Annotated in this window: 19 protein-coding genes and 2 riboswitches; of the genes, 8 read left to right on the forward strand and 11 right to left on the reverse strand. The window is 43.2% G+C overall.

What is annotated here, in order from left to right:
• Nucleotides 1-88: 88 nt before the first annotated feature.
• Together HFE01_RS21575 and HFE01_RS21580 are read right to left on the reverse strand one after the other, a co-directional pair.
• Nucleotides 89-736, reverse strand: a complete 648-nt coding sequence (locus HFE01_RS21575) for a hypothetical protein (RefSeq protein WP_044787399.1) — start codon at nucleotides 734-736, stop codon at nucleotides 89-91.
• The gene (locus tag HFE01_RS21580) at nucleotides 730-2,058 is read right to left on the reverse strand and encodes a radical SAM/SPASM domain-containing protein (RefSeq protein WP_044787398.1); all 1,329 of its coding nucleotides are present in this window, start codon (nucleotides 2,056-2,058) and stop codon (nucleotides 730-732) included. Before HFE01_RS21580 ends, HFE01_RS21575 begins: the two co-directional genes overlap by 7 nt.
• A 775-nt stretch (nucleotides 2,059-2,833) precedes the next feature.
• Here HFE01_RS21580 and HFE01_RS21585 point away from each other — a divergent pair.
• Both HFE01_RS21585 and HFE01_RS21590 read left to right on the forward strand, forming a co-directional pair.
• Entirely contained in the window at nucleotides 2,834-3,580 is a 747-nt protein-coding gene (locus HFE01_RS21585; protein WP_226888824.1) for a LytR/AlgR family response regulator transcription factor, read from the forward strand.
• Nucleotides 3,581-3,930: 350 nt separating this feature from the next.
• Nucleotides 3,931-4,599 (forward strand): sensor histidine kinase, encoded by a 669-nt coding sequence (locus HFE01_RS21590; protein WP_243208231.1) that lies wholly within the window; start codon nucleotides 3,931-3,933, stop codon nucleotides 4,597-4,599.
• Nucleotides 4,600-4,724: 125 nt separating this feature from the next.
• On the opposite strand, the gene HFE01_RS21595 is transcribed toward HFE01_RS21590, so the two are convergent.
• Together HFE01_RS21595 and HFE01_RS21600 are read right to left on the reverse strand one after the other, a co-directional pair.
• Entirely contained in the window at nucleotides 4,725-6,143 is a 1,419-nt protein-coding gene (locus HFE01_RS21595; protein ID WP_039269192.1) for an alanine/glycine:cation symporter family protein, read from the reverse strand.
• Between the two features lie 157 nt (nucleotides 6,144-6,300).
• Nucleotides 6,301-6,395: riboswitch (glycine riboswitch) on the reverse strand.
• Between the two features lie 11 nt (nucleotides 6,396-6,406).
• A riboswitch (glycine riboswitch) is annotated at nucleotides 6,407-6,491 on the reverse strand.
• A 168-nt stretch (nucleotides 6,492-6,659) separates the two neighbouring features.
• Nucleotides 6,660-8,117, reverse strand: a complete 1,458-nt coding sequence (locus HFE01_RS21600; protein WP_167438374.1) for a glycoside hydrolase family 1 protein — start codon at nucleotides 8,115-8,117, stop codon at nucleotides 6,660-6,662.
• 211 nt (nucleotides 8,118-8,328) lie between these two features.
• Between HFE01_RS21600 and HFE01_RS21605 the strand changes: the two genes are divergently transcribed.
• The 4 genes from HFE01_RS21605 (at nucleotide 8,329) to HFE01_RS21620 (ending at nucleotide 13,115) form a co-directional block, all read left to right on the forward strand.
• The gene (locus HFE01_RS21605) at nucleotides 8,329-9,300 is read left to right on the forward strand and encodes a LacI family DNA-binding transcriptional regulator (RefSeq protein ID WP_019688430.1); all 972 of its coding nucleotides are present in this window, start codon (nucleotides 8,329-8,331) and stop codon (nucleotides 9,298-9,300) included.
• A 233-nt stretch (nucleotides 9,301-9,533) separates the two neighbouring features.
• Nucleotides 9,534-10,382, forward strand: coding sequence for a BglG family transcription antiterminator LicT (licT, locus tag HFE01_RS21610; RefSeq protein ID WP_016818607.1), 849 nt, complete (start codon nucleotides 9,534-9,536; stop codon nucleotides 10,380-10,382).
• 226 nt (nucleotides 10,383-10,608) lie between these two features.
• A complete protein-coding gene (locus HFE01_RS21615; RefSeq protein ID WP_167438373.1) occupies nucleotides 10,609-12,465 on the forward strand; it encodes a beta-glucoside-specific PTS transporter subunit IIABC in 1,857 nt (618 codons plus the stop codon).
• Between the two features lie 134 nt (nucleotides 12,466-12,599).
• On the forward strand, nucleotides 12,600-13,115 hold the full coding sequence (locus HFE01_RS21620; RefSeq protein ID WP_016818604.1) for a thioredoxin family protein: 516 nt from the start codon (nucleotides 12,600-12,602) through the stop codon (nucleotides 13,113-13,115).
• Nucleotides 13,116-13,305: 190 nt separating this feature from the next.
• On the opposite strand, the gene HFE01_RS21625 is transcribed toward HFE01_RS21620, so the two are convergent.
• Nucleotides 13,306-14,661, reverse strand: a complete 1,356-nt coding sequence (locus HFE01_RS21625) for a sugar phosphate nucleotidyltransferase (protein WP_090890481.1) — start codon at nucleotides 14,659-14,661, stop codon at nucleotides 13,306-13,308.
• A gap of 160 nt (nucleotides 14,662-14,821) precedes the next feature.
• On the opposite strand from HFE01_RS21625, the gene HFE01_RS21630 reads away from it, so the two are divergent.
• Nucleotides 14,822-15,517 carry a response regulator transcription factor gene (locus HFE01_RS21630; protein ID WP_016818602.1) on the forward strand — a complete coding sequence of 232 codons (696 nt, stop codon included), beginning with the start codon at nucleotides 14,822-14,824 and terminating at the stop codon, nucleotides 15,515-15,517.
• Nucleotides 15,518-15,557: 40 nt separating this feature from the next.
• On the opposite strand, the gene HFE01_RS21635 is transcribed toward HFE01_RS21630, so the two are convergent.
• From HFE01_RS21635 to HFE01_RS21645, 3 genes are read right to left on the reverse strand one after another with little or no spacing between them, the layout of a single operon-like run.
• Nucleotides 15,558-19,985, reverse strand: coding sequence for a hypothetical protein (locus HFE01_RS21635; RefSeq protein ID WP_107734861.1), 4,428 nt, complete (start codon nucleotides 19,983-19,985; stop codon nucleotides 15,558-15,560).
• 52 nt (nucleotides 19,986-20,037) lie between these two features.
• Nucleotides 20,038-21,771 (reverse strand): ATP-binding protein, encoded by a 1,734-nt coding sequence (locus HFE01_RS21640; protein WP_107734862.1) that lies wholly within the window; start codon nucleotides 21,769-21,771, stop codon nucleotides 20,038-20,040.
• On the reverse strand, nucleotides 21,768-22,214 hold the full coding sequence (locus HFE01_RS21645) for a hypothetical protein (RefSeq protein ID WP_016818599.1): 447 nt from the start codon (nucleotides 22,212-22,214) through the stop codon (nucleotides 21,768-21,770). Before HFE01_RS21645 ends, HFE01_RS21640 begins: the two co-directional genes overlap by 4 nt.
• A gap of 45 nt (nucleotides 22,215-22,259) precedes the next feature.
• Here HFE01_RS21645 and HFE01_RS21650 point away from each other — a divergent pair, with 45 nt between their 5' ends.
• Nucleotides 22,260-22,964 carry a response regulator gene (locus HFE01_RS21650; protein ID WP_016818598.1) on the forward strand — a complete coding sequence of 235 codons (705 nt, stop codon included), beginning with the start codon at nucleotides 22,260-22,262 and terminating at the stop codon, nucleotides 22,962-22,964.
• Here HFE01_RS21650 and HFE01_RS21655 read toward each other — a convergent pair.
• The 3 genes from HFE01_RS21655 to HFE01_RS21665 are packed head-to-tail and all read right to left on the reverse strand — an operon-like array spanning nucleotide 22,932 to nucleotide 26,279.
• Nucleotides 22,932-23,843 (reverse strand): glycosyltransferase family 2 protein, encoded by a 912-nt coding sequence (locus HFE01_RS21655; protein WP_044787385.1) that lies wholly within the window; start codon nucleotides 23,841-23,843, stop codon nucleotides 22,932-22,934. The two genes, HFE01_RS21650 and HFE01_RS21655, sit on opposite strands and share 33 nt — an antisense overlap.
• Nucleotides 23,803-25,029 (reverse strand): glycosyltransferase family 4 protein, encoded by a 1,227-nt coding sequence (locus tag HFE01_RS21660; protein WP_045244846.1) that lies wholly within the window; start codon nucleotides 25,027-25,029, stop codon nucleotides 23,803-23,805. Before HFE01_RS21660 ends, HFE01_RS21655 begins: the two co-directional genes overlap by 41 nt.
• Nucleotides 25,026-26,279, reverse strand: coding sequence for a polysaccharide biosynthesis protein (locus HFE01_RS21665; protein WP_103042564.1), 1,254 nt, complete (start codon nucleotides 26,277-26,279; stop codon nucleotides 25,026-25,028). The genes HFE01_RS21660 and HFE01_RS21665 overlap by 4 nt, the downstream gene beginning before the upstream one ends.
• Between the last annotated feature and the right edge of the window lie 4 nt (nucleotides 26,280-26,283).

The following is a 26,283-nucleotide window of genomic DNA, read 5'->3' on the forward strand; positions in this document are numbered from 1 at the left end:
CACTTTTTACCAATACGTCCATGTTTTCTACCTCCCTAAGATTTGATTTATATAAATAACATACAGTTTAGAAACTATATGCTACTTATCACTTTGGAGCTGCAATAGAAAATGAACTGTTCTCGAGCGTGATATTTATCTTTGCTTTACCTGCACCGTTTATATAGTTGTATGTTAAATTTGGTCTAAACAGTGGCCATCCCGTAGGAACACTTAATGCACTTGCAGTCGGTTTAACTGTAACCGTGTAATCCGAAGCTCCTTTACTAAAAGTTAAGGAACCTGAACCTTTTATATTCTCATAATTAATAGCTTTGGAGTAGCCTGCGGGCACACGAACAGACATTGAAGAACCATCTGTGCCTGTGACATCAAGATTAGTATTTAGCTCTGGAAGTGAAACTCCAGCCTTTGTACTTTCTACCGTTATTTTTTCATAACTTTTATCAGGAATTAAAATATTAACTCTGTCGGAAATGCCGTTAGCTGAGCCTTTCCCCTTTACTGTGATGTAAATTGTAGATCCACTTAATGTAGAAGTGACAGTATACAAGGATTTGTTATACTCATAGCTAAAATCACTTGCTGAAGTTTTTGTAACGGTGACATTACAATTTATAGCCGTTAGATTGATATTCTTAACATCATTTGAAGCCGCATTACTTGAAGCACCTAATGGCATCCCCATAAGTAAGAAACCACATAAAACAATACACATTTTTTTTAGCATTAACATGATTCAGAAACCTCCTTCTTATTTTCCGTTAATTGTCCAGCCAGTAATACTTTCGTGCACTCGGTAATATACTCCTGCAAATTATAACGATATTGCTCACATATGTTAAAGTCTGCCATTCTATTGTGAGGACATCCGCCTAAACACACAGGTAAGTACTTACAGTCTGAACATTTTTCATCTTCAGTAGGATCATATAATAAATAACAACCAAGAAGCTCAGTATTCCAATTCACTGATGTATCTTCATTTATATTTCCAACACACTGCTCAATAATTCCAATATCGCTCCAACATTTATATAAATGACCAAGAGGATCAATAACGAAACTATTATATTTGTCCGCAGAACAATAATTACCTTTAGGTGCAGGATAAATATAACTAATTGGGATATCATTTTCCGACATAAATTTTAAATTAAATTTTGAATACATCTCGTCTGTCAAGCACTTAGTTCCCTCATACTTTCCATTCGTCGGCGTAACTAATCCTAGATAAGGTATTACATTTTCCAATAAAGAATTTTCCTTTAAGAATCCTACGATTTCATGTAAATTCAACCAGTTGTCTTGGTCAGTATTTATTCTCATAAATATTTTAATCATCCCTTTAATTTGCTTGAGGTTATTCATTATGACATCAAATGTCCCTCTTCCACTTACTAAAGGGCGTCTAAGATCATGTACTTCTTTAGGACCGTCAACAGTGACTTGAATATCATTTACTCCACATGATATTAACGTTTGAACTTTTTCTTTATTTAAAAGATAGCCGTTTGTAATGACACTGGCCGTATATTGTATATTGTTTTCTTTACATATTTCCAAAAAATCTTCCGATATCCTAACTATCTGCTTCATTGCAATCAAGGGTTCACCGCCATACCATGTAACATTAAGAGTGTCAAGTTTACTAGCATTTGTTTTAACAAAATTGACTATACTTTGAGCTGTTTCTTGACTCATAGTTTTGTTATGATATTGGTCTTTCTCAAAACAGTATACACATCTAAAATTGCAGGCCATTGTAGGGGCAATTGTTAGCATTAAATTAGAAGATTCAAACCGATTTTTTAAGAGGTTTACCTTTACATATGCTTTTTCATTCATATTATCTTCTACGATATAGCCACATTCGATAAGATTTTTAAGATAAGTATCATTATTAATTGCCAATCCATTGTTTGTAAGTTCACAAAACTGTTTATAGTACTCCGGTTCAAGAACTGCCAATGCACCTGTTCGAGAATTATAAAGTACCGTTTTATCGGTATTTTCAATAATGTCATTAAAAATAAAGTTATATTGCGAAGCTTTCATTTTAGCCCTCCTTAGAATGGATGCGGTCCCTATGTAATTATGAATCGATTAACTAGTGACAAAATTCACATAAGTTTTAAAAATAAGATGTACGCTCATTCTGAGTTGTAATTGCATTCTCGCAGTGCACACTAGCCACCAAGATTAGATGTCCATCATCCGAAACCGGACTGAATTTAAAAGCCATCCTACACCTTCATAGTTTATTCATATACTTTATTCTCTCTGGACAATATCTATACTAGATAGCTTTTCCTTCTCGGCTTTTAATGTAGCATAAGGCAAAAAGAAAAAATAAGCTTGTATCCTGAAATGCAAAGAAGTCCATCTCAACAACCAAATATGTCAGCTTCATGTGAGATTAATATTTTTGTTACCTATATTTCTTTAATGGCAAAGTACGTTACTTGTTAATTCTTTGTTTATATGTCCAAAGAAAGTAAAGGATTAGACTGCTTGAGACAGCAACAAAGATTAAAAGTACTAGGAGCGTGCAACTGCTTGTTCCTGCCGTTATCGTGACGCGAACTGAACCAGTAGAGCCTTAACTGAATACTTTTATAAAGGCTGAAAATAAGGTTTCTAAGCAATAAAGAAGAACGTATCCATTCCCTCGCCTGCGCTACGTCCTCTCCACAGTATAAGTATGCATTTGAACTTTTACTAACAAAAATTCCATAACCTGATGGTAATTTTTTTCATATGTAAAACATCACTTCGAATAGACTTTTTTTACAATATACTGGATTTATATAACATATTTGAGGTGGTCTATTTGTTTCAAGTTGCTGTTTGTGACGATGATCCCGCAATGCATAAAATTTTACAACACTTTTTCATGTGTATGTCAGTAAGTGAATCCTTAGATTTTAATCTACAATTCTTTTTATCTGGGGAAGATCTAATCAAATCTTACAGTTCACAAGAGCGATACCCCTTTCATATTATCTTGTTAGATATTGAAATGAGGGAATTATCGGGAATTGAAACTGCAAAACTTATTCGCCTTTTTCCTGACCGAGAAGTTCAAATCATATTTCTAACTAACTATCCAGAATACATGCTAGAAAGTTTTGAAGTACAAGCATTTCAATATTTACTTAAACCCCTTACTTATAAACTCTTTGTAGAAAAAATAAATAAACTATGTCATTATATGCGTTCTTCAGTATCCCACTTTCTGTCTGTGAAAAATAAAACTGAGCATCTTGTATTGAGACACTCTGAGATCATAGCCATCTCAAAAGGTGAAAACAATTACATCCATAATGAACTTTGTATTGCAACGGATTCACACAACTATTTTATTTCCGGAACGTTGAAAGCGGTTTATGAACAATTAAAATATCCGTTTGTGTTTATACATAGGTCAATAATTGTGAATTTAGTTCATATACGTAAGTTTTCAGCTACTTCTGTTATTATGTCAAACGAACAAGAATTCCCTGTAGGTCGTTCTCACGCTAAATCACTTCGTGAGGCGTATGCTCGTTTTATAATTTCTCGTTTTCAGGAAGGGTGAGTTTTTTGAATCATTGCGTTTACATTAATGTCACCTCGTTTTCTAATTACTCTTTATTTTTATTTAGCACAACAAAGCAAAGTCATTTTTCCAATCCAATAGTTAACCTTTTTTTACTTTTCGCCTCTTTACACTTCATACTTATTACAGTACTAGTAGTTCATTATTTTAAAAAAGGAAGGAAATACAAGATAGGGATTGTGTATTATTTTGTAATATTAATAGGAACATCGTTTAACTTGCTCATACATTACGGTTTATTTTCTTTTATGAAACATAATTTATTCTTTATAATGTCAATCATCAGTATTCTTGGAATGAACGTGATTATTGTCTTTCTAACGGACAAGTTGATAGAAAAGTCAAACCTCTCATGCTTTTTTCAAAAGCAAATGCTGATGCAAGAAAAACGTTATAAAGAAACAACTCGATCTCTTAGTGATATCAAACGAAGTATTCATGATTTCAAAAAACAGTTAATTTTTGTCCGTGCTTGTTTACAAGAACAGAGGACGGAAGAGGGTGTTAATCACATCAACCAAACTCTAAAAAATATAGACTCACCAAAACTTCATATAACAACAGGACATCTCGTTATTGATGCTTTAGTAAATCATACTTTCAGCATCGCTAATAAAAGTGGGATAGCTTTCTTCCATCAAATCCATATTAACCCGGCAAATATTAGTATTGGAAGTCATGATCTATGTATTGTCTTAGGTAATGTTTTCGATAATGCTATTGAAGCTGTAATGCAGCTTCCTAGAAAGAAAGAGCATTCAATTCATTTGGAAATTTTCACCGATAATATTGCCCTATGGATTTATGTTCGCAATTCAAAAAGTAATTATCTCAATACAGCATTCTCAACCAAAACATACAATCCCCCTTTAAAAAAACATGGGTATGGATTACTTAACATCCAGCAAGTGATAAAGAAATATGGTGGTTATTTAAATACAACTATTACGGATTCGCATTTTCAAATTACGATTATGCTCCCATGTAATAACTCTTAGGTTTGTAAACGTTATGGATTAAGAGATATTCAGAATAAATAAAATGTCGGTAATCACCAGTCTTATAACCTAAAAAAAGGAGTACCCTCAAGCCTGTGATGGCTGAGGATACTCCCTTTTAGTATTTATGAATTTACCGTTTGTCCCTTTTCTTCTACTTGGATAGCCGCCCCTACATTGGCACCAGCAAGAATACCCTTGTTCTTATTAGGATACAAGGAATTCATATAAGTCCGGGTTTCTGCAACAACAATTCCCGACAAGCCGAGCAGTGCAATCAGGTTCGGAAAAGCCATCATGGCGTTAAAAATATCTGCCAGCAGCCAAATCGCATCCAGTTTAATGAACGCGCCCCCGCCAACCAGTACAATGAACAAATAACGATAAGGCTTGATCCACTTAACCCCAAGCAAGTATTCAACACAGCGTTCCCCGTAATAGTTCCAGCCGAGCATGGTGGTGAATGCGAACATAATCAGGATGATGGTGAGCAGCTCTGCTCCCAGCGGAAATGCACTGGAAAAGGCTTGCTGAGTCATCAAGCCTGCATCGGTAGGCCCGCTCCACACCCCGCTAACCAGTAACGTCAACCCGGTCATCACACAAATAACCATCGTATCAATAAATACGCCTGTCATGGAAATCAGCCCTTGTTCCGCAGGCCATTTGGTTTTGGCAGCTGCGGCTGCAATCGGTGCGCTCCCCAATCCAGCTTCGTTGGCAAAAATACCTCTGGCTACCCCACTGCGCATGGCCAGCATAATCGTAGCTCCTGCAAATCCGCCGGTTGCCGATGTAGTTGAAAATGCCGAATGAAGCACAAGCGCAATTGCGGCAGGAAGTTGGTCAGCAAATCGAATCAGTACAATGATACAAATTAATACATACAGGCCTGTTTTAAAAGGAACGACCTTCGTCGATACCTTGGCAATGCTTTTGAGTCCACCAATGGTCACAAGACCTGTAAGGACAGCAATTGTCAGCGCCGTTACAATCGGCGGAACGCCAAAACTGTTTTCAGTCGAAGATACAATCGCCTTGACCTGAGGGAATGTTCCAATTCCGAACAACGCTACCAGCATCCCTGAAAAAGCAAACAGCATCGCCAACGGTTTAAAACGGCGTCCCAGGCCTTTTTCAATATAATACATCGGGCCGCCGGAAAATTGTCCATTCCGATCCTTCACCCGGTATTTTACCGCAAGTACACCTTCCGCATATTTCGTCGCCATCCCAAAGAAGGCTGCAACGACCATCCAGAACAAGGCACCCGGCCCGCCCAGCTTAATGGCCGTCGCTACACCGACAATACTTCCTGTACCGACGGTAGCCGCCAATGCTGTACTCAAAGCCGCAAAACTACTTACATCCCCGCTACCTTCATTCGGGGCCTTACCGATGAGCTTGATCGCCAGGGGCAGGCGGAATACCTGCAACATTTTTAGACGTATGGTCAGCCATAACCCCGTTCCCATAACAAGGATGATGAGAGGCGCCCCCCATATCCAACTACTAATCGTTTCTAACACATGTACCAAATTCATTTCAACCCGCTCCTCCAGCATAGTAGAAAACAAAAAAGAGTCAAATCTGTTGATTCGACTCCTGGAGAGGTTAAAGGCACGAAAAAATACAACCATCTTGTGCAGGATTTCACCTCTAAAAGCTTATAAAAGCCTAGGGCTATCCCTGTCACAGGTTATTCGCGTCTCTGTCCTTTTGCCTGAGAGTTTAAGCAGATGTGATCTGCGGTGCACCTTCGGCGCCCAATTAAGGGTCTCTCCAGAGTTCTGTCCGTTTACGGTCCCTGCTCGTTGCTGTAAATCAGCCTAAGCACCTGAGAGTTTTGCCCCTTCGGTTGGAACTTTCATTCCATCTCCCGCAAACATCAACCAGACATATGAAATTTTTATTCATTATACAGAAAAATTTCAGCTTATTACAAGTGAAAAATTTGTGAAGCCCTCTGAAAGAATCAATAGAGTGTCTATACAAAAAGCGGGTACAGCAGATTGCATCCTGAGGATTTTCTCTGCTGTACCCGCCAAAACGATATGGAATTACAATTCTTCACCGTTGGTTGCTATCACATTTTTATACCAGTTAAATGAGTCCTTTTTGGAGCGTTGAAGCGTTCCGTTACCGTCATCATCCAGATCAACGTAAATAAATCCGTAGCGCTTGGACATTTCGGACGTAGACATGCTCACAAGGTCGATAGGTCCCCAGCTGGTGTAACCAATCAGATCAACACCGTCAGCAATCGCTTCCTTCATTTGGGCAATATGCTGACGCAAGTAATCAATGCGATACGTGTCATGCACAGAGCCGTCTTCTTCTACCTTATCATACGCACCCAGGCCATTTTCCACGATGAACAGTGGCTTTTGATAGCGATCATAAAACGTATTCAGTGTAACACGCAAACCGATCGGATCGATCTGCCATCCCCAGTCGGAAGACTGCAGATACGGATTTTTCACACCGCCTATCAGGTTCCCTGCTGCCTTTTCGCCTTCTGGCCCTGCCGATACGGTCAAGGTCATATAGTAACTAAATGAGATAAAATCGACCGTGTTATTTTTCAAAATTTCGGCATCGCCGGGTTCTGTCTGGATCACAATATTATTTTCTTCAAAATAGCGGTTCATATAGTTGGGATATTCCCCACGAGCATGCACATCCGTAAAGAACAGGTTCATTTGATTTTCATGCTGTGCTTTCAGGATATCTTCTGGGTTACACGTATGTGGGTAGCTTTCAATGCGGGCCAGCATACAGCCGATCTGAGCACCCGGAATGATCTCATGTCCCCGTTTGGTCGCCAATGCACTTGCTACAAATTGATGGTGCAATGCTTGATATATCGCTTGTTGCTTGTTTTCTACACGGTCAATAACCACACCTCCGCCTGTAAACGGGCTCATAGTCATGACATTAATTTCGTTAAAGGGCAGCCAGTATTTTACTTTATCCTTATAGCGTGTAAATACCGTTTCGGCATATTTTACGTAATGATCCACGACTTCGCGTCCCAACCAGCCATTATACTTCTGTGTCAGACCTAGCGGTGTTTCATAATGCGACAGTGTTACCAAAGGCTCAATACCATACTTGCGCAGCTCATCGAATACATTGTCGTAGAATTGCAATCCCGCTTCATTCGGCTCGGCATCATATCCATTCGGGAAAATCCGCGACCAGTGGATGGACATCCGGAATACTTTAAAGCCCATTTCTGCAAACAAGGCAATATCTTCTTTGTAGTGGTGGTAAAAGTCCACACCTTCACGCTTTGGAAAACGGGCGTTTACCTTCCCTGCCAAGATGTCCTCCAGTCGTTCGGACGAAATTTCTATAGCATGATCGTTCTTACGTTCTGATTTAGGTACATAGGCTATCATGTCTGCGCTGGACAGACCTTTTCCATCTACGTCAAAAGCACCTTCCAATTGGTTGGCTGCAGTTGCCCCGCCCCAGAGGAAGTTTTTCGGGAATCCTTTTAGCGTCTTCGTCATGGTATGAAAACCTCTTTCCTTAATTTAATGTTTTCACTTTAGTCAGTAACCCGTCAGGTGCTGCAATGCGAATCCATAACTAACGGTAACCGTTCTCCTTTGAAATGCATCGACAGATGCTTTAAAATAGACGTAATGCCCTCATAAAGCATCCTAATTGTTGTAACGCGTTTCATGTCAAGTATTTTTTTCTCAGGTGAGGAGAAGCATCATGTCGAATCTTGATCAAATTGCAAAACTGGCGGGCTTTTCCAAAGCTACGGTTTCCAGAGTGTTAAATCAGTCCCCCCATGTAAGTCACGAAACCAGAGCTAAAATTTTAAAAATCATGCAGGAATTAGATTATGTTCCTAATCGGAATGCGATCTCTCTATCCAAGGGTCAGACGCTTCAGATTGGTATCATCACTTCAACTATCAATGAAATTGTGCTGGCATTTCTGGACAGCTTTGTGGAAATCGCAGGCCAATATGAATTCCAAACCATTATTTATACTTCGGGAGAAGACAAAAAGAAAGAGCTTCAAGCTTTCGAGGATTTAAAAAGAAAAAGAGTCGATGCGCTGGTCATCATTTCCTGCGTGAATGACACTGATTTTTTGAGTACCTATTGTAAATATGGACCGATCGTGGCATGGCAACGTATGGAGCATACCGATATTCGCTCCGTCGCTATGGATCAATATGAAGGATACATGTTAGCATTAAAACATTTGATACAAAAAGGCTATACACGTATAGCCAATGCTTTTGGTCGTCCAAGCAGCATCAATACTCACAGCAGACAACGAGCCTATGAGCAGATCATGAGTGAACACAATCTGCCGGTGCTGCCACACTGGAACTATTCTTCTATTTATAACATTCGTGATGGCGAACAGGTCGTGCGCAATTTGTTACAGCATCGTGAGGAATTTCCAGAGGCTATCTTGTGTGCTAACGATTATGTAGCAGTGGGCATTCTCTGCGAAGCGCGCAGACAATTGCTGAGGGTACCGGAAGATCTGGCGATTGTTGGGTTTGATAACACGGAGCTGGCGCACACCATGGGGATTACAACGGTTCAAAATCCCATTATGGCTCAGGCGGAAAATGCCTTTTTCATGCTTTCCCCTCAGCTGATTGGACGCCAAATGGAGCTTCATTCGCTAGAATACAGTCTCATTGAGCGTACGACCACTTAAGGGCACAATTGACTTGCAAATTAGGCAAATGGGCCTTGATATGAAATATTTTTTGTCGAAAGAGAATAAAATATGTTGAAATCGCTTTTTTTTGTGCTACAATAGCACTATATCGAAGGATTGTGACCGGTGATGCGGGCAATGCCTGAGTTCAATTGAGTGCTATTGCTAACAATAGTGTTGAATTGTGCTTGGGCATTTTTTATTGGTAAAGGATGGGAGGGGGAACTTCAATGATTATTGAGAAGGTGCTCAATAACAACGTCCTGTTGACTAAAAACGATAAAGGCAAAGAGGTCATCGTCATGGGAAGAGGTATTTCCTTCAAAAAGGTGGCTGGGGACCAAGTCGATGATCATAAAATAGATAAGATTTTCATGTTAAATGAAAACGAGTTCACGGCCAGACTAACTGAGCTGCTAAACGATATTCCTGTGTCTCATCTGGAGGTCGTGAATGAAATCGTGACCCATGCAGCCGAAGTGCTGGATACGGAGTTAAGTGATAACATTTATTTAACATTGACCGACCATATTCATTTTGCCATACAGCGGGAAGAAAAAGGATTGGCACTCAAAAACGCGATGCTGTATGAAATTAAACGCTTTTACAAAAAAGAATTTGCAGTTGGGCTGGATGCTCTACAAAAAATTGAAAATACGCTCGGTGTAAAATTGGGCGAAGACGAAGCGGGATTTATCGCATTGCATATGGTGAATGCGCGGATCGACGGTAACGAAATGAAGGCTACACTAAAAATGACTGAGATTGTCCAACACATATTGAATATTATTACGTATCATTACGGGATTGTGCTGGATGAGTCTTCTTTTAGCTATTCGAGATTTTTGACCCATTTGCAATATTTTGCAATGCGAGTGATTCGCAAAGAGGTTATTCACAGTGGTGAAGAATTTTTGTACAACCAGGTAAAGCAAACATATACCGAGGCTTTTGCTTGTGCCCAAAAAATTAATGAGTATCTGGAAAAAACATATGATCAATATTTAAGCAAAGATGAGTATGTATATCTAACGATTCACATTCATCGGGTAACTGAGCGTAATAACATATCAGGCTAAAAACTTTATATCCTCATCGTTCATGGATTGTGACTGGTAAGGCAGGCAAAACCTAAACTGATGGTGAAATCGACGTTCCCTTATAGGAGGAGTGCGCAGTTTTCACCACGAGTTTAGGTTTTTCTTGTTTACAAGGTTAAAAAAGATGCACGCCGGCGCATCTCAGCAACAAATGTAAACGGTAAATCCTATCAGTAGCAAGAATAACACTTAAGGAGTTCTGAACATGAGTGATAAAGAGCTATCCAAAAAAATAGTGACTCTCGTTGGCGGCGAAGAGAATGTCAATTCGGTATTCCATTGCGCTACACGCTTGAGATTTAAATTAAAAGATCGCACAAAAGCGGACAAAGCTGCACTGGAAGCAACACCTGGTGTCATTACAGTGGTGGAAAGCAGCGGCCAGTTCCAAGTGGTCATCGGTAACAATGTAGGTCAGGTCTTTGAGCATATGATGACAGAAACAAATCTGCAGGATGCAGATAACCCAAATGCGAAAAAAGAAGAATCTTCCGAAAAAACGAATTTTCTTGGCAAAGCGGTCGATATCATTTCCAGCATTTTCTCACCTCTCTTGGGTGCTCTTGCCGGAGCTGGTTTGCTCAAAGGGATTATGGCCTTAATTGCGTCGCTCCATTGGATTGATACTGCAAGCGGTACGTATCTCATTCTGAACGCCGCTTCGGACAGCGTGTTTTATTTCTTGCCTATATTCCTAGCTATTACATCGTCCCGTAAATTTAAGACGAATGCCTTTGTATCGGTCGCAGTTGCTGGAGCCCTCGTCTACCCGGATGTTATTGCTGCGGTGGACCATCCGGCAAAACTGGCTTTTCTCGGAATTCCAATCATTCTGATTAAATATAGTTCTAGCGTAATCCCAATTATTCTCGCGGTATGGGTACAGTCCTATGTGGAACGTTGGTTTAATTCCTTTGTTCATCAATCGGTTAAAAACATTATCGTCCCTATGCTATCACTGCTAGTTGTTGTTCCGTTGACGTTTTTGGCCTTTGGTCCAGTCGGTAACCTGATCAGCCAAGGCTTGGCGAACGGTTTTACATGGGTGTACAATTTAAGCCCATTGATTGCCGGAGCTGTTGCTGGGGCATTCTGGCAAGTATTTGTTATTTTCGGCGTACACTGGGGCTTCGTTCCTATTATGCTGTCCAATATTCAAACATTGGGTTATGACACGATGCTTCCAATGCTTACAGCAGCCGTACTTTCTCAAGCGGGTGCAACACTGGGGGTATTCCTGAAATCACGAAATACTCAAATGAAAGCTTTGGCTGGTTCTTCTACACTGGCAGCTGTATTCGGGATTACTGAACCTACGATTTATGGTGTAACTTTGAAATTGAAAAAGCCTTTCATTTACGCTTGTATTTCTGGTGGTATCGGTGGCGCGATTATCGCTTCCGGCGGAGCAACTGCAAAGTCCTTCTCCCTGCCTAGTTTACTGGCGTTGCCAACTTATTTTGGAGCTGGGTTCTTGTGGGTTGTTATCGGCTTACTCGTTGCCTTTGTACTTGCAGTTGTATTGGTTATGATTTTGGGCTTTGATGATCCAAAAGAAGAAGCTGCAAAAACAGAAACAGCACCCGTAAAAAAAGAAGTAGCGATCGAAAAGGAAATCCTCGTAAGTCCGCTGCAAGGTAAAGTGCTGCCATTGGAACAATCTTCTGATGTTGCTTTTGCTTCAGGCGCTATGGGAAAAGGAATCTTGATCGATCCTACAGAGGGTGTGCTGACTTCTCCGGTTAACGGAACGATTACGACAGTATTCCCGACCGGACATGCCATCGGTATTACTTCCAATGACGGAGCAGAAATTTTGATTCACGTTGGTGTTAATACAGTGAAGCTGAAAGGACAATTCTTTGACAAACGCGTCAAAGAGGGTGATGTGGTGAAGCAAGGACAGTTGTTGCTTGAATTTGATATCGAACAAATTAAAGCGGCAGGCTATACAACGACTACGCCGATCATCGTAACCAATTCCGCTCAATATCTGGATGTACTGAACACCATGGAAACGGAAGTGAAGCGTGAGGATTACTTGTTGACCGTTGTAGTCTAACGTTTAACTTTCAGACTAAAAGAAGCTTTCCTAATGGAAAGCTTCTTTTTTATACACCATGAGACAAGTGTTACAGCGAAAAATGGAAATATCATATATTGTAAGTTTGAGATTGTAAAAAAAGGAGGATTTCTGTGAAAAAAGGATATATCGCCGGGTTAAGTGTCATTGTGTTGCTTATCATTGGTATCGCTATTTCAGCTGTAGTTAAATTTCAAGACCTGGAGCAGGTAGTTCAGCAGAAAGATAAAGAGATCCAAGCGAGCAAAAGCAATTACCCCGAAATATATGATCACTTGAATGCGGTTACAATGGATGGTTTTAAACAATTGATTCAGCAGGATCAAAGTGTATTTGTCTATGTTGGCAGACCCAGTTGTGGCGACTGCAATCGGTTTGAGCCTAACTTTAACAAGATGATTGAACAGTATAATCTGGGCTCCAAAATTACTTTTTTAAACGTTCACAAAATTCACAAGGACAAATCCCAATGGAATAAGTTCAAAGCAGATTACAACGTAAAATACACCCCCACGATTGCAGAATTCAGGAACGGCAAGCTGGTGGATAAAATAGAATGGACGCCAAAAAGAGATCTCAGTACAGATGCCGTAAAAGAATGGCTAACCTCCAAAAAACTCATTTTATAAGCCTCTTTTATATCCATTTCATTGAGAATAATAGAGTTGTTCATGCAAAAAAGGTATTCAAGCGAACAACGCATGAATACCTTTTATTAAGAATGTCCAAATCATCAAGCTGATTAAAAATAGTTCCTAGCGCTCTTCACTCGCTTCGGAAAGCCTTGTTTACACCCATCCGTTCCTATATTGCAGGCGATTATACAGTACGAGCATCAATCGAATCGGGAAATTCATATCGAATAATATCCGTTTCGGATACGATATGTCCGATTTGTGACTCAATGAATTCCAAATCTCCCTCTACTGCACCTATAAAATGCTTGGTACCAGGTTCTACAACGATGACCATACCAGGGCTGACTGTCTGTGTCATCCCATTGATACAGACACTTCCGGTTCCTGAAACAATGGTCCAAACCTCTTTTCGGAACTGATGCTCATGATAGCTGATAAATCTCCCGTTCGAAATGACAACACGTTTGGTGACCGTTTGTAACCCGCTTGCCGCTTGTTGATGGGACAAGACCGTTTGCTTTCCCCAGAATCGCTCCTCAAAACGCGGTCCAATTTCAATTTCTGCCACCATATCCTTAATTCCTGTTGATGATTGTCGATCCGTAACCAGCACACCATCCGGCCCAGCAACAACAATAATGTTTGGGACATTCCAGATGCTAACCGGAATTTCCAGTTCATTGATGATATGCGAGTCATGTGATGCTTCCGAAATATATCCGGGACCGCTTAGCTTTGAACTTACTTCCCGCACCAACGAATCCCACGTTCCCAAGTCCCTCCACTCTCCATGATATGGGAGCACGGAGAGCTTACGAGTGTGCTCTACTACCGCAATATCAAAGCTGGTTTTAGGCAAGTCTGCGTAATTTGTCGAAAGTGTTTTATAATCGGCTGGTAAACTCATTTGCGCCAGCACATCCAATAAAAAGCCGAGTCTAAAAGCAAACACTCCGCAGTTCCATAAGGCTCCTTCACGGATCAAGGCTTCAGATCGAATCAGATCGGGCTTTTCTACAAATGAACTCACCCTATAATATTCCTGGTCAAGTAAAGGAGCTGAAGGCACAATATATCCATATTTATCTGAGGGCTCCGTTGGAACAGCCCCCATCAATGCGATATGGCTTCCTGATTGCTCTAATATGGAAGGAAGCCTGCGCAGATGCTCGAAAAATTCATCCCCCGCATAGCCATCCACCGGCATGACCCCCACGATCTCGTCACGTGATGCACCTGCAATGTCATGCAAGTAAGCGGTAGCCAAGGAAATGGCCGGGAAGGTATCCCGCTGAGTCGGCTCCTCAATCACTACAGCGTCTCCACCAATTTGTCCCTGAATCAGTTCGACCTGAGTTCCACTCGTAGAAAAATAGGCTTGATCTGCCAAATTCGCCTCATCCAACTGCCTCCATATCCGTTGCAGCATGCTTTCCGGCCGCTCGTCATGACGTAGGATGGAAAGAAACTGCTTCGGACGGTTCACATTGGATAAGGGCCATAGACGTTTACCCGAGCCTCCGGATAATAAAATCATTCGCAAAGATGCAACCTTCTTCCTCTAAATTCATATTTTCTTACATTATTGGACTGTTTGCTTTTCGTGCTTTTGCCGAATACATAAGTATGTATCATCGTAGAACATACATAGTTATGCCATGTTAATGGTATCTTTGTCCGTACAGGAGATGTCAGTCATGCCTATAAAAATACTCATCCTTGAAGATCAAAAAAGTTTGGCTGATATGATTGCTCTTCATCTTCAGGAGGAAGGCTATCATACCGAACTAATCTATGATTGTAAACTCGCAATTCCTACATTAATGCACTTTAAGCCGGACATTATTGTGACCGCTCTAATGTTTTCCGGTAAAGTCGAATCTGAGCTGATCAGTCACATCCGTCAATTTACCACGGTTCCTATGCTCGTCATCTCTAATAACACCCTGCTGAATATAAGAATAAAGGCTCTGGATGACGGAGCGGATGACTTTTTATGCAAACCTTTCAGTCTGAGGGAGCTAAATGCCCGCATCAAAGCCTTGCTGCGCCGCAGTGGTAGCAACATGCTCACTGAATCACGAACGATAACCCAAAAGCTTAAAAAGGTAAGAGTTTGGGTGAATGATTACCGTCATAGCCTGTTGGTCGATGACCAGGAAATCGAAGTTACTCACATCGAATTTTCTATTATAAAAGAGATGTCCAGCAATCCAGGGAAAGTCTTTACCCGTAGCGAGCTGATGGATCGGGTCAAAGGCGGAGATGGCGCTTATCTGGACCGTACCATCGACGTACATATCTCCAGCCTCCGCAAAAAAATTGAACGTGATCCTAAAAATCCTCAGCATATCCGTACCGTTTGGGGCAGAGGCTACAAATACGAGATGTAGCCATATTGTGGCGCCTGTTTCCCTCCGGGCAGCTTGCTTCTTATGGAATTTTCCGCTTATTCCATCGCCGATATGGAAGAAAACAAGCTGCTCCGCTCAGGATCCCTATGACAAACAATACCCAGCCAAAACGGTAGGCTGAAGCCAGAATAACGACAACCTTACCGTTTCCGCTGCCATTCGTTATGAATCCAGTAGTTACTCCATTCACAGACAGACGCGCTCGCTGATTTTCGTTACCCAGCCTGAACTCCCATAGTGGATTGGGTGATTCCGTCTCCCGGATCAGCACCTGCTGATGCATTGGATTATATAGCGTAAAACTACGTTCCATGGAATTTTCACGAGTAGCCTGAATGCTTTCCGCAGCGTGTGGTGCCATAAAAAAGGTATCCATATCCGTTCCCTCAAACAGCGTAAATTGATCCACTGTAATCATCGCTTGATAAGGGATGATGGAATATTGCTTCATTTGAAATAAGCCCGTCTGCTTCTTGTGCGCATGCGCTAAAATCTGAAACTGCATCATGGTGGTTCCTGCCGGAGCCTTTACAATCTGGTCATAATGATTCCATTGCTCCTTATCTCTCTCCTCCACCTCATCAATATAGGAGGTTTGAAGAACCTGGGACGCTTTATTTAAGAAAATGACCTTCATGTGCCGGCTTCCAATTTGTTCTGACCGTGCATCCAACTGCACGGCATACTCTTGCAGCGGTTCCGCCTTCATTTTTTTGGACGCATAAATATTCCAATCACAGGAATAGCTAGGTGCGTAACGGATGGACAGTTCTGTGTCCTTGATGGATAGATCCGTCTGGCCAGGTCGAATATCTGCTACACAACCAACATCCGTGCTCAATGATTCCTTCGTGTCCTGCCCAGGCATCACGATCACTTCCTGCCCGCCCATTCGATGAATATCTGCAAAATGGCTCAATGACGGCACCTGACTGTCCAGTACAAGGGTTAAGCGATATTTTCCCTTGGTTAAGAACAGATTTTTAAATTCGACTCGGCCATAGTCGTTCAGCAGACCGGGAATTTGTATGCTTTTCTTGGCAAAACCATCCTGATTGGGCACCGTTTCAATAACCTTCTTTTCGGATAAAGAGGTAGCGGGTAATCGCTTATAAGAGTCCTCCGTACGAAGCGTTCTGGTCAGCACCTCTCCAGTCTCTTCATTCTTCCATTTCATGGTTAACGATCCTTCATATCCGGCAGGTAAATTAGCCAAAATAGCTGTGGCATAGGTTCCCGTTTTGGCGACTTCCACTTCTCTGCTTAACGTCCCTTTTTGGTAACTGATTCCCCGCCCCATACTAAGTCTAGGTAAAGCACGTTCCGTCTGCACATTCCCTTGAGCATTAAAATCGTTCTCTGCCTCCAAGGTAAAAAAGAGCTTACCCCGCTTCAATGCCTGCTCCACCGGAAAAGATAACCGATCCAGTTGATCCACAGGAACAATCGCAAATTGATTGACCGCATTAAAGCCTTGCAGGTTATTAACCGTGATTGGGTTATCTCCCTTTGGAAAAACATGTTCTCCCAAATCAACCCAATGAAATTGGTTTAATCCCTCATCACGGGTCTTGATGTTAGCCACTCCATCCGGCAGTGTGACTTGCAATTTCCCGCCTGCCTTATTCATGAACACTCTTGCATATACATGCGAGGTTTGAGGCTGGTCCATCTTTGTATGCATCGTAAACGTGTTGGGCTTGCTGTATTTCCCCAAATCACGCAGCTGAATATCGTGAATCCACCAGTAATTTTTTTGCTGCGGACGCTGGAGGGTTAACAAATCCATTCGCATCCAATAGCTGCCAGGCGGCGAGACGTATTCCCCGTAAAATTTTACACTGTCAAAATTATATCCCTCTGAAGGCGCCACAACATAGCTAACCCCCAGCTCACGCATTTGCTTATCATAAAACCTCATTTTTACATGCATTTTGTTCGTCCCACGACCAGAAACGGTGATGTGGAACTGATAAGGGTTATTTTCCTTGGCCTCTAGCAATCCCGATCTAGCAACCTGCCATATATTACTCGGATCTCCCTTCATAATCTCACCATGCAGAGTCGGCACGTCGTTCGATTCCTCTCGGGGGTTAGCCTGCACACTGAACAACTGTGGATTATCAGGCTTGAAAAAGGTTTCCGTTCTCAGCATAGAGTCAAAATCAAGCACCGTTTTGCCTTCAATACTGCTCATCTGATAGGGTGCCACATCCAGCTTCTTACTGGCGAAGGTGACCGCAATCCCTGCATCCATCTCCATATCAAACGGGAAGTTCCGTATATTTTGGGAGGATAAATACCACAACCAATCGTTGGTTGATGCAAAAGTTTTGGACCATTTTAAAAATGCATTACCATCCTCAATGGCATCAAAAGGCCGCAAGTAATCCTCTGCCGGGAGCTGGGACAACAGCAAGTCATTAAAGGAGGCTGCCTCCACATAATCCCCCTTGTTGACCGTCTGAATGGTGTTTAACTCAGGCTTCAACGCGCTGAACAGCACGCCAAAACGGCTGAAATCAAAACCAGGCAGATGACTGTAGCTCTCCAGTCGGCTAAATCCGTAAGGTGTCACAATTTTACTTGCAAGAATATTCATATAGGGCGGTGTCTGATCAAGATTGAATATGGAAAACAAATCGTTCTTATACGTACGTTTCAACCCGGTCTGACCTTCCAGCTGAGACAGGTGGAAATCCTGCCGCTTCTCCTGTCCTTCATATTCATCATGGTAGACCAGCTGGTTGACCCCAAAGGTAGAGAACAGCCAGCCTAATCGCGAGCTTAGTCCGTTGTCCATAACATACTGTAGAAAATTCATATAGTATGTGATACCGGGATCATTGCCTTCATGATGAAAGATCGTATTTTTAGGAGAAGAGTATACCTGAAAATCCCCGGTTGCCTTCTCGGTTGCCGTTTTTCCTTTATTCCATTTGGGCGTCGCTACTCCGTTATAGCTTTGAATCATATTATCGGCAATCGGAAAATACAGTGCCTTGCTGTCAAAACGATCTGGGTCAGTCAGCTTTTCAGCCATTTGACTATAAGCCTTCGGCACTTGTACCGGCTTGTAGTACCCCTCAATGAACTGGGTACGCAAGGGAGCAAAATATACGCCCAGGCACAAAACGACGATAACAACCGCCAGCTTTTTATACACACGCTGTAGCGGCGATGATCCAAACCATTCCATACATTGAATGACGCCAAAGGTCAGCAACACACCGAAATTAAGGGAAAGCAGTCCAATAAATTTGTTAGGATCACGGAAAACCGAACCAATTACAGGGGTTTTCGTAACCAAAATAACAAACCACTTGGCAATGGACGGAAATGTCGTTCCAGTCGCTGCAACCATAAATAACAGCGTAAGGAGCGAGAAGATCAGAATGATCGGTTTTTTATGTGAACGTGTCACCATCGCGTATCCGATCAATAGCAATAAGAATCCCCCACCTACATAAAACATCGCAGGCAGTGAGGAAAAGGAAAACATTGGCCACCAATAGCTCAGTAAATAACCCACATTATATAAACTGCTATTACGGCTGAACAGAGACAACGTATCCACGACGTTGATATTATGCTGAGACGCTTGAGCGTCCATCAACATGCTACCTACATACAGGGACAACCAGTAAAAACTAAGCAGTCCGAAAAACACACCAAAAATCATGCCTTTACGCAAAAAATTACTGTATAAGGGCTGTAAATAGGCGCGCCCGGCTTTACGATGAGTCCAGGTCAGTTTGAGCAGGAGCAACATGGTGAACAATCCCAAATAAATCATCCCGAAGAAAAAATAATGAATGGCCGCAGCACTAACAGTGAATACTGCAGCCAGCAGGAACAGGTCAATCCAGTTCCGCTGATACAACTTATGGGGATGATAGTTTTTAATTTGTTGAATTTGAAACTTGGGGTCCACCGCACTGAAAAAGAATCGCAGCATTAACGGAAACAAACTATACCCACAGAGCAAATAAATATGCTGGATGCGAAAAATAACCCACGGATTCAGTGCGTAAAACAACGAACCAACCATGATGGCAAAAATACGGGTTTTCGTAAAACTTGGTGAATAATACACGCTGACCAGTCGCTTGGCAAAGGCATACATCGAAAATGCCGAGACAAATAACAAGCCTGTGATAAACGACTTGAGCAAGACCGGGCCGCTTTCGTCAAATAATAGTGAAAGTCCATAGAAGGGCAAGATGTACAGGATACGTGGAGCATTGAACAAGGTCGAGGTAGACCATCGTTCGTTCCATACCCCGGTTATTTCCTCCAGATACCGATGAGAGGTGGCTCCAAAGGCAATGTCACTGAATACGATTTGTCCTAATCCATAGATGGGGGCAAGATATGCGACAATCGCAGCGAGCATCAATAGGATTGCCGCCATATCGTAGCGGTAGCGAAATATCCACTTTTTCATGCTTGTCCCCCTCTCTTGAACCTCTTGTATCTGTTGGTTATCTTGGGCCTATCTATCTTCTCAAATGAACGATGGCCTGCAATCCCTGATCGGTGTTACGCAGCTTTAAGCGACCACCTATAGTCTTCAGATATGCATCCATGTGATACAGGCTGAACGTATGCTCCTGTGCGTTTTGGGAATAGTCCGGCTGGAAATAGCTCCAACGCATCTTGTCATCAATCCCGCCGCCTGTGTCTTCAATGATAATCATAATTTCAGCTTCTTCCAGCCGTGAGCTAACCTTAAGCATATGAGATTGCCGCTTGGACCGCAGACCCGTTCGGCTCCGTTCCTGATCCTCCAGCTGCTCTCCATCTTGGTTCATGGCCTGCACTGCATTTTCCAGCAGCCCCTGTATCGTTTTGTACAGCATGGGTGCTTGTGCTGCAATGGATGGAACTGGCTCTTGCCGCAAGATCACTTGAATGTGCTTCATATTCAGCGAACGGTTCGCCCATTTCAGCGATTCGGACAATACCTCATTCATATCGGTGAAGCTAATTCCGCTATTATCATGCATTTTCTCTTCCAGCTCATCACGCAAACTACGGACGCCTGTCAGTAATTCTCCTAGTGAGGATTCCTGTCTGAGACGACCCTGAATGAAATTTTCATTCAGCTCGCGGAAATACTCCAGTTCCTCATGAGATGCTCCTTTTCCCTGACTGGAAGACACTTCAAAGCGGTTGGCTAGATCTTGATAAAATCCCAACAGCTTTAAATCATCGCCGCCTGTGAGACGGCTAGTCTGTTCTTGTAGCTCTTGCAGCTGTTGCTCAATCGTCTGCATTAACGGCAAATAATACGTGTCCTGCTGCTGTCGCATATCTTCATCCCGCCGCTGGTCACGCACTTGATTGTTCACGATGGCATCTTTCACAATCCGTTTGCGGAACTGTATGAGCATGGCCCACAAAATAATGAGTATTAGAGCCATCACCATCCACAACTGTTTGCGAAAGGAGCTAATTCGCTGGGCAGTATCCTGACTGATATCCTTAACCGATATGTAAAGGGCCTCTTCCCCAATGCGGCTGAATCCTAATCCGTATTTCTCTCCACGATCTTCAACGATACCCGTATTGCCCTCCAGCAGCCTACGGGTTACACTCGTGATGTCCGTCCGGTTGATATCCGAAGTACTTCGGGAAGCTACGATCTTGAATTGACCGTTATAAAATAAAGTCTCATGCTGATTCACCGGCTTACTTTTAACAATTCCACTAAGCATTTCAGCGTCAACTGTACGCACCATAAAACCGCCCGTCTGCGCCCCTTGAATCCTGCACGCTATGTACTGGGCAGGCTGATGATCCTCAGTCACAAAAGAGCTGACCGCACAACCATTTTGCAGCCATTTAATCTGCTGGACCGCATTCCTCATCTCACGATTGTCACGTCCGACCATCACATGATACTGTTCATCCAGCACATAAAAAGACCCGCTCTCACGCTTAAACCCCTCAGCATATTGACGTGTTCCCTGATTCAGCATCTCTCTGCCCAGACTGGACGACAGCTCTTTTAGCTCATCTTGCCATGCGGCATAACGCTCCGTTATGCTGCCAGACAGTTCCTGTACCTCATCCTGGAGCTGCTCGTTCTGAATTTCCGCCAAGTGACCGCTGAATTGCCTCATGACGAACCATTGTAGCACAGCGGCCAAGAACACTGTCACACACAAAACCATCAGGTACAGGATCAGCTTTTGCCAACTTGGTTTCAACAAAGCCCATTGCTTCATGACCTGGCCCCTCCATTTTGTTCAAGACGGCTCAAAATCGCTTGCATCAGGCATTCCAGCTCGTAGCTGACCAGCGGTAGCCGTGCGCACAGCAACCGGGGAGTGCGGCGCTGGAGTGCGGCAAACCTCGCAGCGGTTTCCGTTGCCCCGTCTGTCAGCAGGATCAACTCGCATGTTTTGGCGATATATAGACGATCCAAATCTTCCTCGCTGTATGCTCGCAGATCAACAACGTAAATATCATGACGATCGTCCATATGCTGAAGTGCACTGGAGACGGCCAGAGTCACCCCTGTATGTCGCGCAGCATGATACTGGTGAAGAAGACGCATTCCTTTTTCCCAGAGCGCGTGTTCAACCGAATCAAATCGTTCACAAAAAAGACGCAACGCCCGTTCTGTACTGACATCTTTTAAAAATGCCAAAACGCTGATATTATACATGTAGTTCCTCATTTCTTACTTCCTGATTGGAGTTGCGCAGTTCTTATGACACCCCAAAACATTCTATTTGTTGACGACAGTCCTATGGTGCTGTCCCTGCTTGAACGGACATTGATGCAAGAAACATTCACCTTACATACCGCTCACACGCCTAAAGAAGCTCTGCAAGTGCTGGAAAAGTACCCGATTGATGTTGTCGTCTCCGATCTGCTTATGCCTGGTTTGGACGGAATTACGTTCCTTCGTATGATTAAGAAAGATTATCCACATATCGTACGCATCATTTTGTCTGGTCACCTGCATACGCAGTCCATTTTATCGGCCATTAATCAAGTCGGCGTGTTCCGTTTTTTGACGAAACCGCTGGAGCTGGATGATGATACGCTTAAAAAGATACTGTATGAGGCGCTTGATCAGGCTAGGCTCAATCGAAACAGCCTGTATGCAGACCAGAACGTGGCAACTGACTTGTCGATATTTATAAACAGCATTTTGAATGCTCCGTACCGACCGTATGTCCTGCTGAATGAACAAGATATCGTAACCGCCGTACATATTGCACTTGCTGAGCTGTATCCTGTCGGCTGCTCACTGCGTCATCCTGCTGGCGAAGGTATTCAGTTAACTCCGCATTCATTATATATACCGTATGAGGAGCCAGAATCTTCCGATCCCGACCTGTACTCGCTGGATACGCTGACCCTCGGTCATTCATCGTTACGCCTTATCCGCCTTAGCGAGATCGCCTGAGTGACGGGTGCCGCCCTTTAACACGGCGGCTACCCCAATCACAGTCAGGCAGGTGTACATCCACAACATCCCCCCCGTTAGCAGCGGATGGCGGATGTAGTTTTTCACATTCCCCCATGTATACAACACCGGACGGAAGAAGTACCAACGTTCCAGTGCCTTTCGCAATCCGCCCTCCTCAGATGACATCGTACGATCCATCACCGAGAAGTAGTAGGCTTTTTTACGTAATACATCCTGCAAATATACCTGTTTTTCATCATGATATACCCGTGTAAAAACCGCCCGGCGAATGACTCCGCCAGACTCTATATAGCGTAAGGTTGGCTGTATTTCTTCAAAAGCAATTTGCTCCGCATTAAATCCGCCTGTTGATTCGTAAGCGCTCATTCGCCAGAAGCGTGCAGCTTCAATGGAGCGTTTTCCCAAGGTCTCTCCTGCGTTGTTAATTACATTCCGCTCGAAAACCTTTACTTTGGAGAAAAAATTATTTGCTTCCGAATATGCCTCCTCTGGAATAACCAAGGCACCAATATCTTGATGATCGTCAAAAAAGTCGATGCTTTGCTGAATTAGATGTTCGGCTAAAATCATATCGGAATCCAATACAAATATGTATTCGGCACCCAAGCGCTTCGCTTCCTCAACCGCTTTGACTCTAGCAACTCCCCGCTCTCCATGAGGAAGCTCCAATACGGTAACGGGTACTGAGCTCCCTGCGGACAGCATACGAATCGTCTCAACCGTCCGATCACTGGAGCCATCATCGGCAATTACAATATGCAGATCCCTGTAATTTTGCCCCATACAGCTTCGCAAACAAGGCTCTATTGTACGTTCATTGTTGTACGTGGAGAAGAGAATGACCACTTTGTCCACTCTGTTCCGCCTCCTCTGTCCAATTCTCCATCAACTGCTCAAACGCGGCAGCTGTATGATCAAAATGAAATCTTAGCGCATATTGGTACGCTCGCTCACGGATGGCCATGTAATCTTCGCCACCCTCTGCCGCTCTTTCCATTTGTTCAGATAATCCTCGAATATCGCCGTGAAAGCATAAATATCCGCTTTTTCCGAAATCCGTCGCATCCACCAGACCGGGAGAATTGCTCACAATGCTGGGAGTTCCAACCGCTGCCGCTTCGGTAATCGTCAATCCCCAGCCTTCACGCAGGGAAGGGAATACGAGCGCATGGGCACGGCTCATCAGCTCCAGCTTATACTCTGCTGAAACAAATCCATAAAAGGTAATATCGGCTTGTGATTGTCCCTGTTCATCCGGTTCTCCGTATGTCAATCCATACCGTTCTATAATCGGCAATAATTGTTCTGTCACATAGGTTTTATCGGTTTTTCCGGCAATCCATAACATAGCCTGGGGGAACTTTTCCTTGAGCCGCCCAAAGGCTTCAACGACCAGATCAATGCCCTTATATTTAACAAAGCGTCCGGCATACATGAAGGTTGGGTTAGACTCCTTCGTCAAAAATTGTTCACGCGGCCAATGATCAAACTCAATGCCTTCCGGTAAAAGATGAACGCGATCTGGATGAAAGCCCAGCTTAAGCAGATCATACCGGGTAGACGGGGATACGGTGAGCGTCCGATCCTTCCGTGCCAGCTTAAGCATGAGGGGCTCCATATGAAATCCAATCATATTTAGCGGGAACCTGGCATTTTCATACCATATTTCCCTTGTTAGCTGATGTATGAAAAAAATTCGCTTGGATGCCTCCACCCAAAATCGGGTAAAGAACTGATGCGTATTCGCTTGATTAATTACATAGTCAATCTGCTGCCGATGACGACGGTAATAGCGCATCGCATAATAAATAACACTGTATATGTTTCCTTTTCGAATATACGTAATTCCGTCGATGACTTCATGCTCAGGCATCCCCTCAAATTGGGGTGAGAAATGAATGAACTGAAACCGGCCTTGCTGTGAGCGTTTCAGCATTTCATGGGTGAAAATTTCTGCTCCCCCGCTTTTCGGAGAACGAATGTCACGCCAGGAAAGCAATAGAACTACGGTCTTATCGTCCTGCTCTAGTATGGTATTCATGGGGTGATTCCTCCCCTTATCTTTATTTTGAACAAATACATATAGGCATCTATCACAAAGTAGAGAGACATAGCTCCGTACACAATGAACTCTGACAACAAAAAATCGATCGGGTCTGTGTGAGCCATATGAAAGGCTACTAATAAAGCTGCGGCTCCCGCCATCAGACTGAACATAAAGGTGCGTCTGCCCACTAATACGTGCACATGCACAAAAAATAGCACGATGGAAAAAAGCCAATACACCCAGCCTCCCCATGGAATATAGGCCTCAGCCGCCTGGTAAGAGGCTCCAAATAATATGGGAATAGAGGGTGGGAATATATAAGTTGTGCCCACATATACACACAGCGCGGCTACAGCCATTAATCCAGCATAGATTACAATTAACTTGCCCAAAGCCTGGCGGTCATGCCCCTGCGCACCGATCTTTGGAATAAAGGCAGCAATCAAGCTGTACGAAACGTAATAGACCAACTGGCTGTACTTCAGCGCAATGGCATAGCTGCTGGCCTGCTCAGGAAAATAATGCTGTACATACAACATGTCGATGGATATACAAAACAGAATGAATAAATTCGTCATAAGGCTGTCGGTGAAATCCTGACCTAGTGACTTCCATAACCCAGCAGGGATATGTTCTCCTCTATATGTCAATAGGGACAAGCCTTGGGCCGAAACGATCCAGCCGTGAAGCAACGACAGCAGCATTCCCCCACAGCTCGCTAATAGTAAGGCTTCCAGCCTTAACCCCAGGGCAGCCAGGACAAAAAACAGGCATAGCTTCCCTAATACCTCAATGTAATAGTTCACATTGAGCGCCAGCATGCGTTCCCTCCCCTGTAAATCTCCACGGCACGAACTCACCAGAATATGCAATCCGATCAAGGCATACAGCATGAACAGCGGGCCGGACTCAACGCCCAATAGCGAACGCAGCAACGGATGAAAGGAAAGTGAAATGATCATGGCAAGCAGAGTTAGCACTAGAGGTGCTTTTAGTAATAGAGAACCGAGCGGTAAGCTGCGTAGCAGAAGCTTCTGGTCAGCCTTGGATACCAGCTTGGCGGTTAACAGCTGGATGGATAAGCCCAATACGGACAACAGTGCAAAGAGGGCCAACAGCGCGTTCGCCTGACCATAGGCTTGTCCGGTAAGATACCAGCTCGCTGCAATGTGGAAGAAAAAATTGAATCCGTTAAGCAGCACATTAAAGAGGGGGAACATCAACGAACGCAATCGGTTGTTCACGTGG

The sequence above is a fragment of the Paenibacillus sp. EKM10P genome (assembly GCF_011800655.1).
Lineage (GTDB): Bacteria > Bacillota > Bacilli > Paenibacillales > Paenibacillaceae > Paenibacillus > Paenibacillus polymyxa.

Coding starts and splice junctions, on each gene's coding strand:
- HFE01_RS21575 (WP_044787399.1), bottom strand. CDS start 736: ATGTTAATGCTAAAAAAAATGTGTATTGTTTTATGTGGTTTCTTACTT.
- HFE01_RS21580 (WP_044787398.1), bottom strand. CDS start 2,058: ATGAAAGCTTCGCAATATAACTTTATTTTTAATGACATTATTGAAAAT.
- HFE01_RS21595 (WP_039269192.1), bottom strand. CDS start 6,143: ATGAATTTGGTACATGTGTTAGAAACGATTAGTAGTTGGATATGGGGG.
- HFE01_RS21600 (WP_167438374.1), bottom strand. CDS start 8,117: ATGACGAAGACGCTAAAAGGATTCCCGAAAAACTTCCTCTGGGGCGGG.
- HFE01_RS21605 (WP_019688430.1), top strand. CDS start 8,329: ATGTCGAATCTTGATCAAATTGCAAAACTGGCGGGCTTTTCCAAAGCT.
- licT (WP_016818607.1), top strand. CDS start 9,534: ATGATTATTGAGAAGGTGCTCAATAACAACGTCCTGTTGACTAAAAAC.
- HFE01_RS21615 (WP_167438373.1), top strand. CDS start 10,609: ATGAGTGATAAAGAGCTATCCAAAAAAATAGTGACTCTCGTTGGCGGC.
- HFE01_RS21625 (WP_090890481.1), bottom strand. CDS start 14,661: ATGATTTTATTATCCGGAGGCTCGGGTAAACGTCTATGGCCCTTATCC.
- HFE01_RS21630 (WP_016818602.1), top strand. CDS start 14,822: ATGCCTATAAAAATACTCATCCTTGAAGATCAAAAAAGTTTGGCTGAT.
- HFE01_RS21635 (WP_107734861.1), bottom strand. CDS start 19,985: ATGAAAAAGTGGATATTTCGCTACCGCTACGATATGGCGGCAATCCTA.
- HFE01_RS21640 (WP_107734862.1), bottom strand. CDS start 21,771: ATGAAGCAATGGGCTTTGTTGAAACCAAGTTGGCAAAAGCTGATCCTG.
- HFE01_RS21645 (WP_016818599.1), bottom strand. CDS start 22,214: ATGTATAATATCAGCGTTTTGGCATTTTTAAAAGATGTCAGTACAGAA.
- HFE01_RS21650 (WP_016818598.1), top strand. CDS start 22,260: ATGACACCCCAAAACATTCTATTTGTTGACGACAGTCCTATGGTGCTG.
- HFE01_RS21660 (WP_045244846.1), bottom strand. CDS start 25,029: ATGAATACCATACTAGAGCAGGACGATAAGACCGTAGTTCTATTGCTT.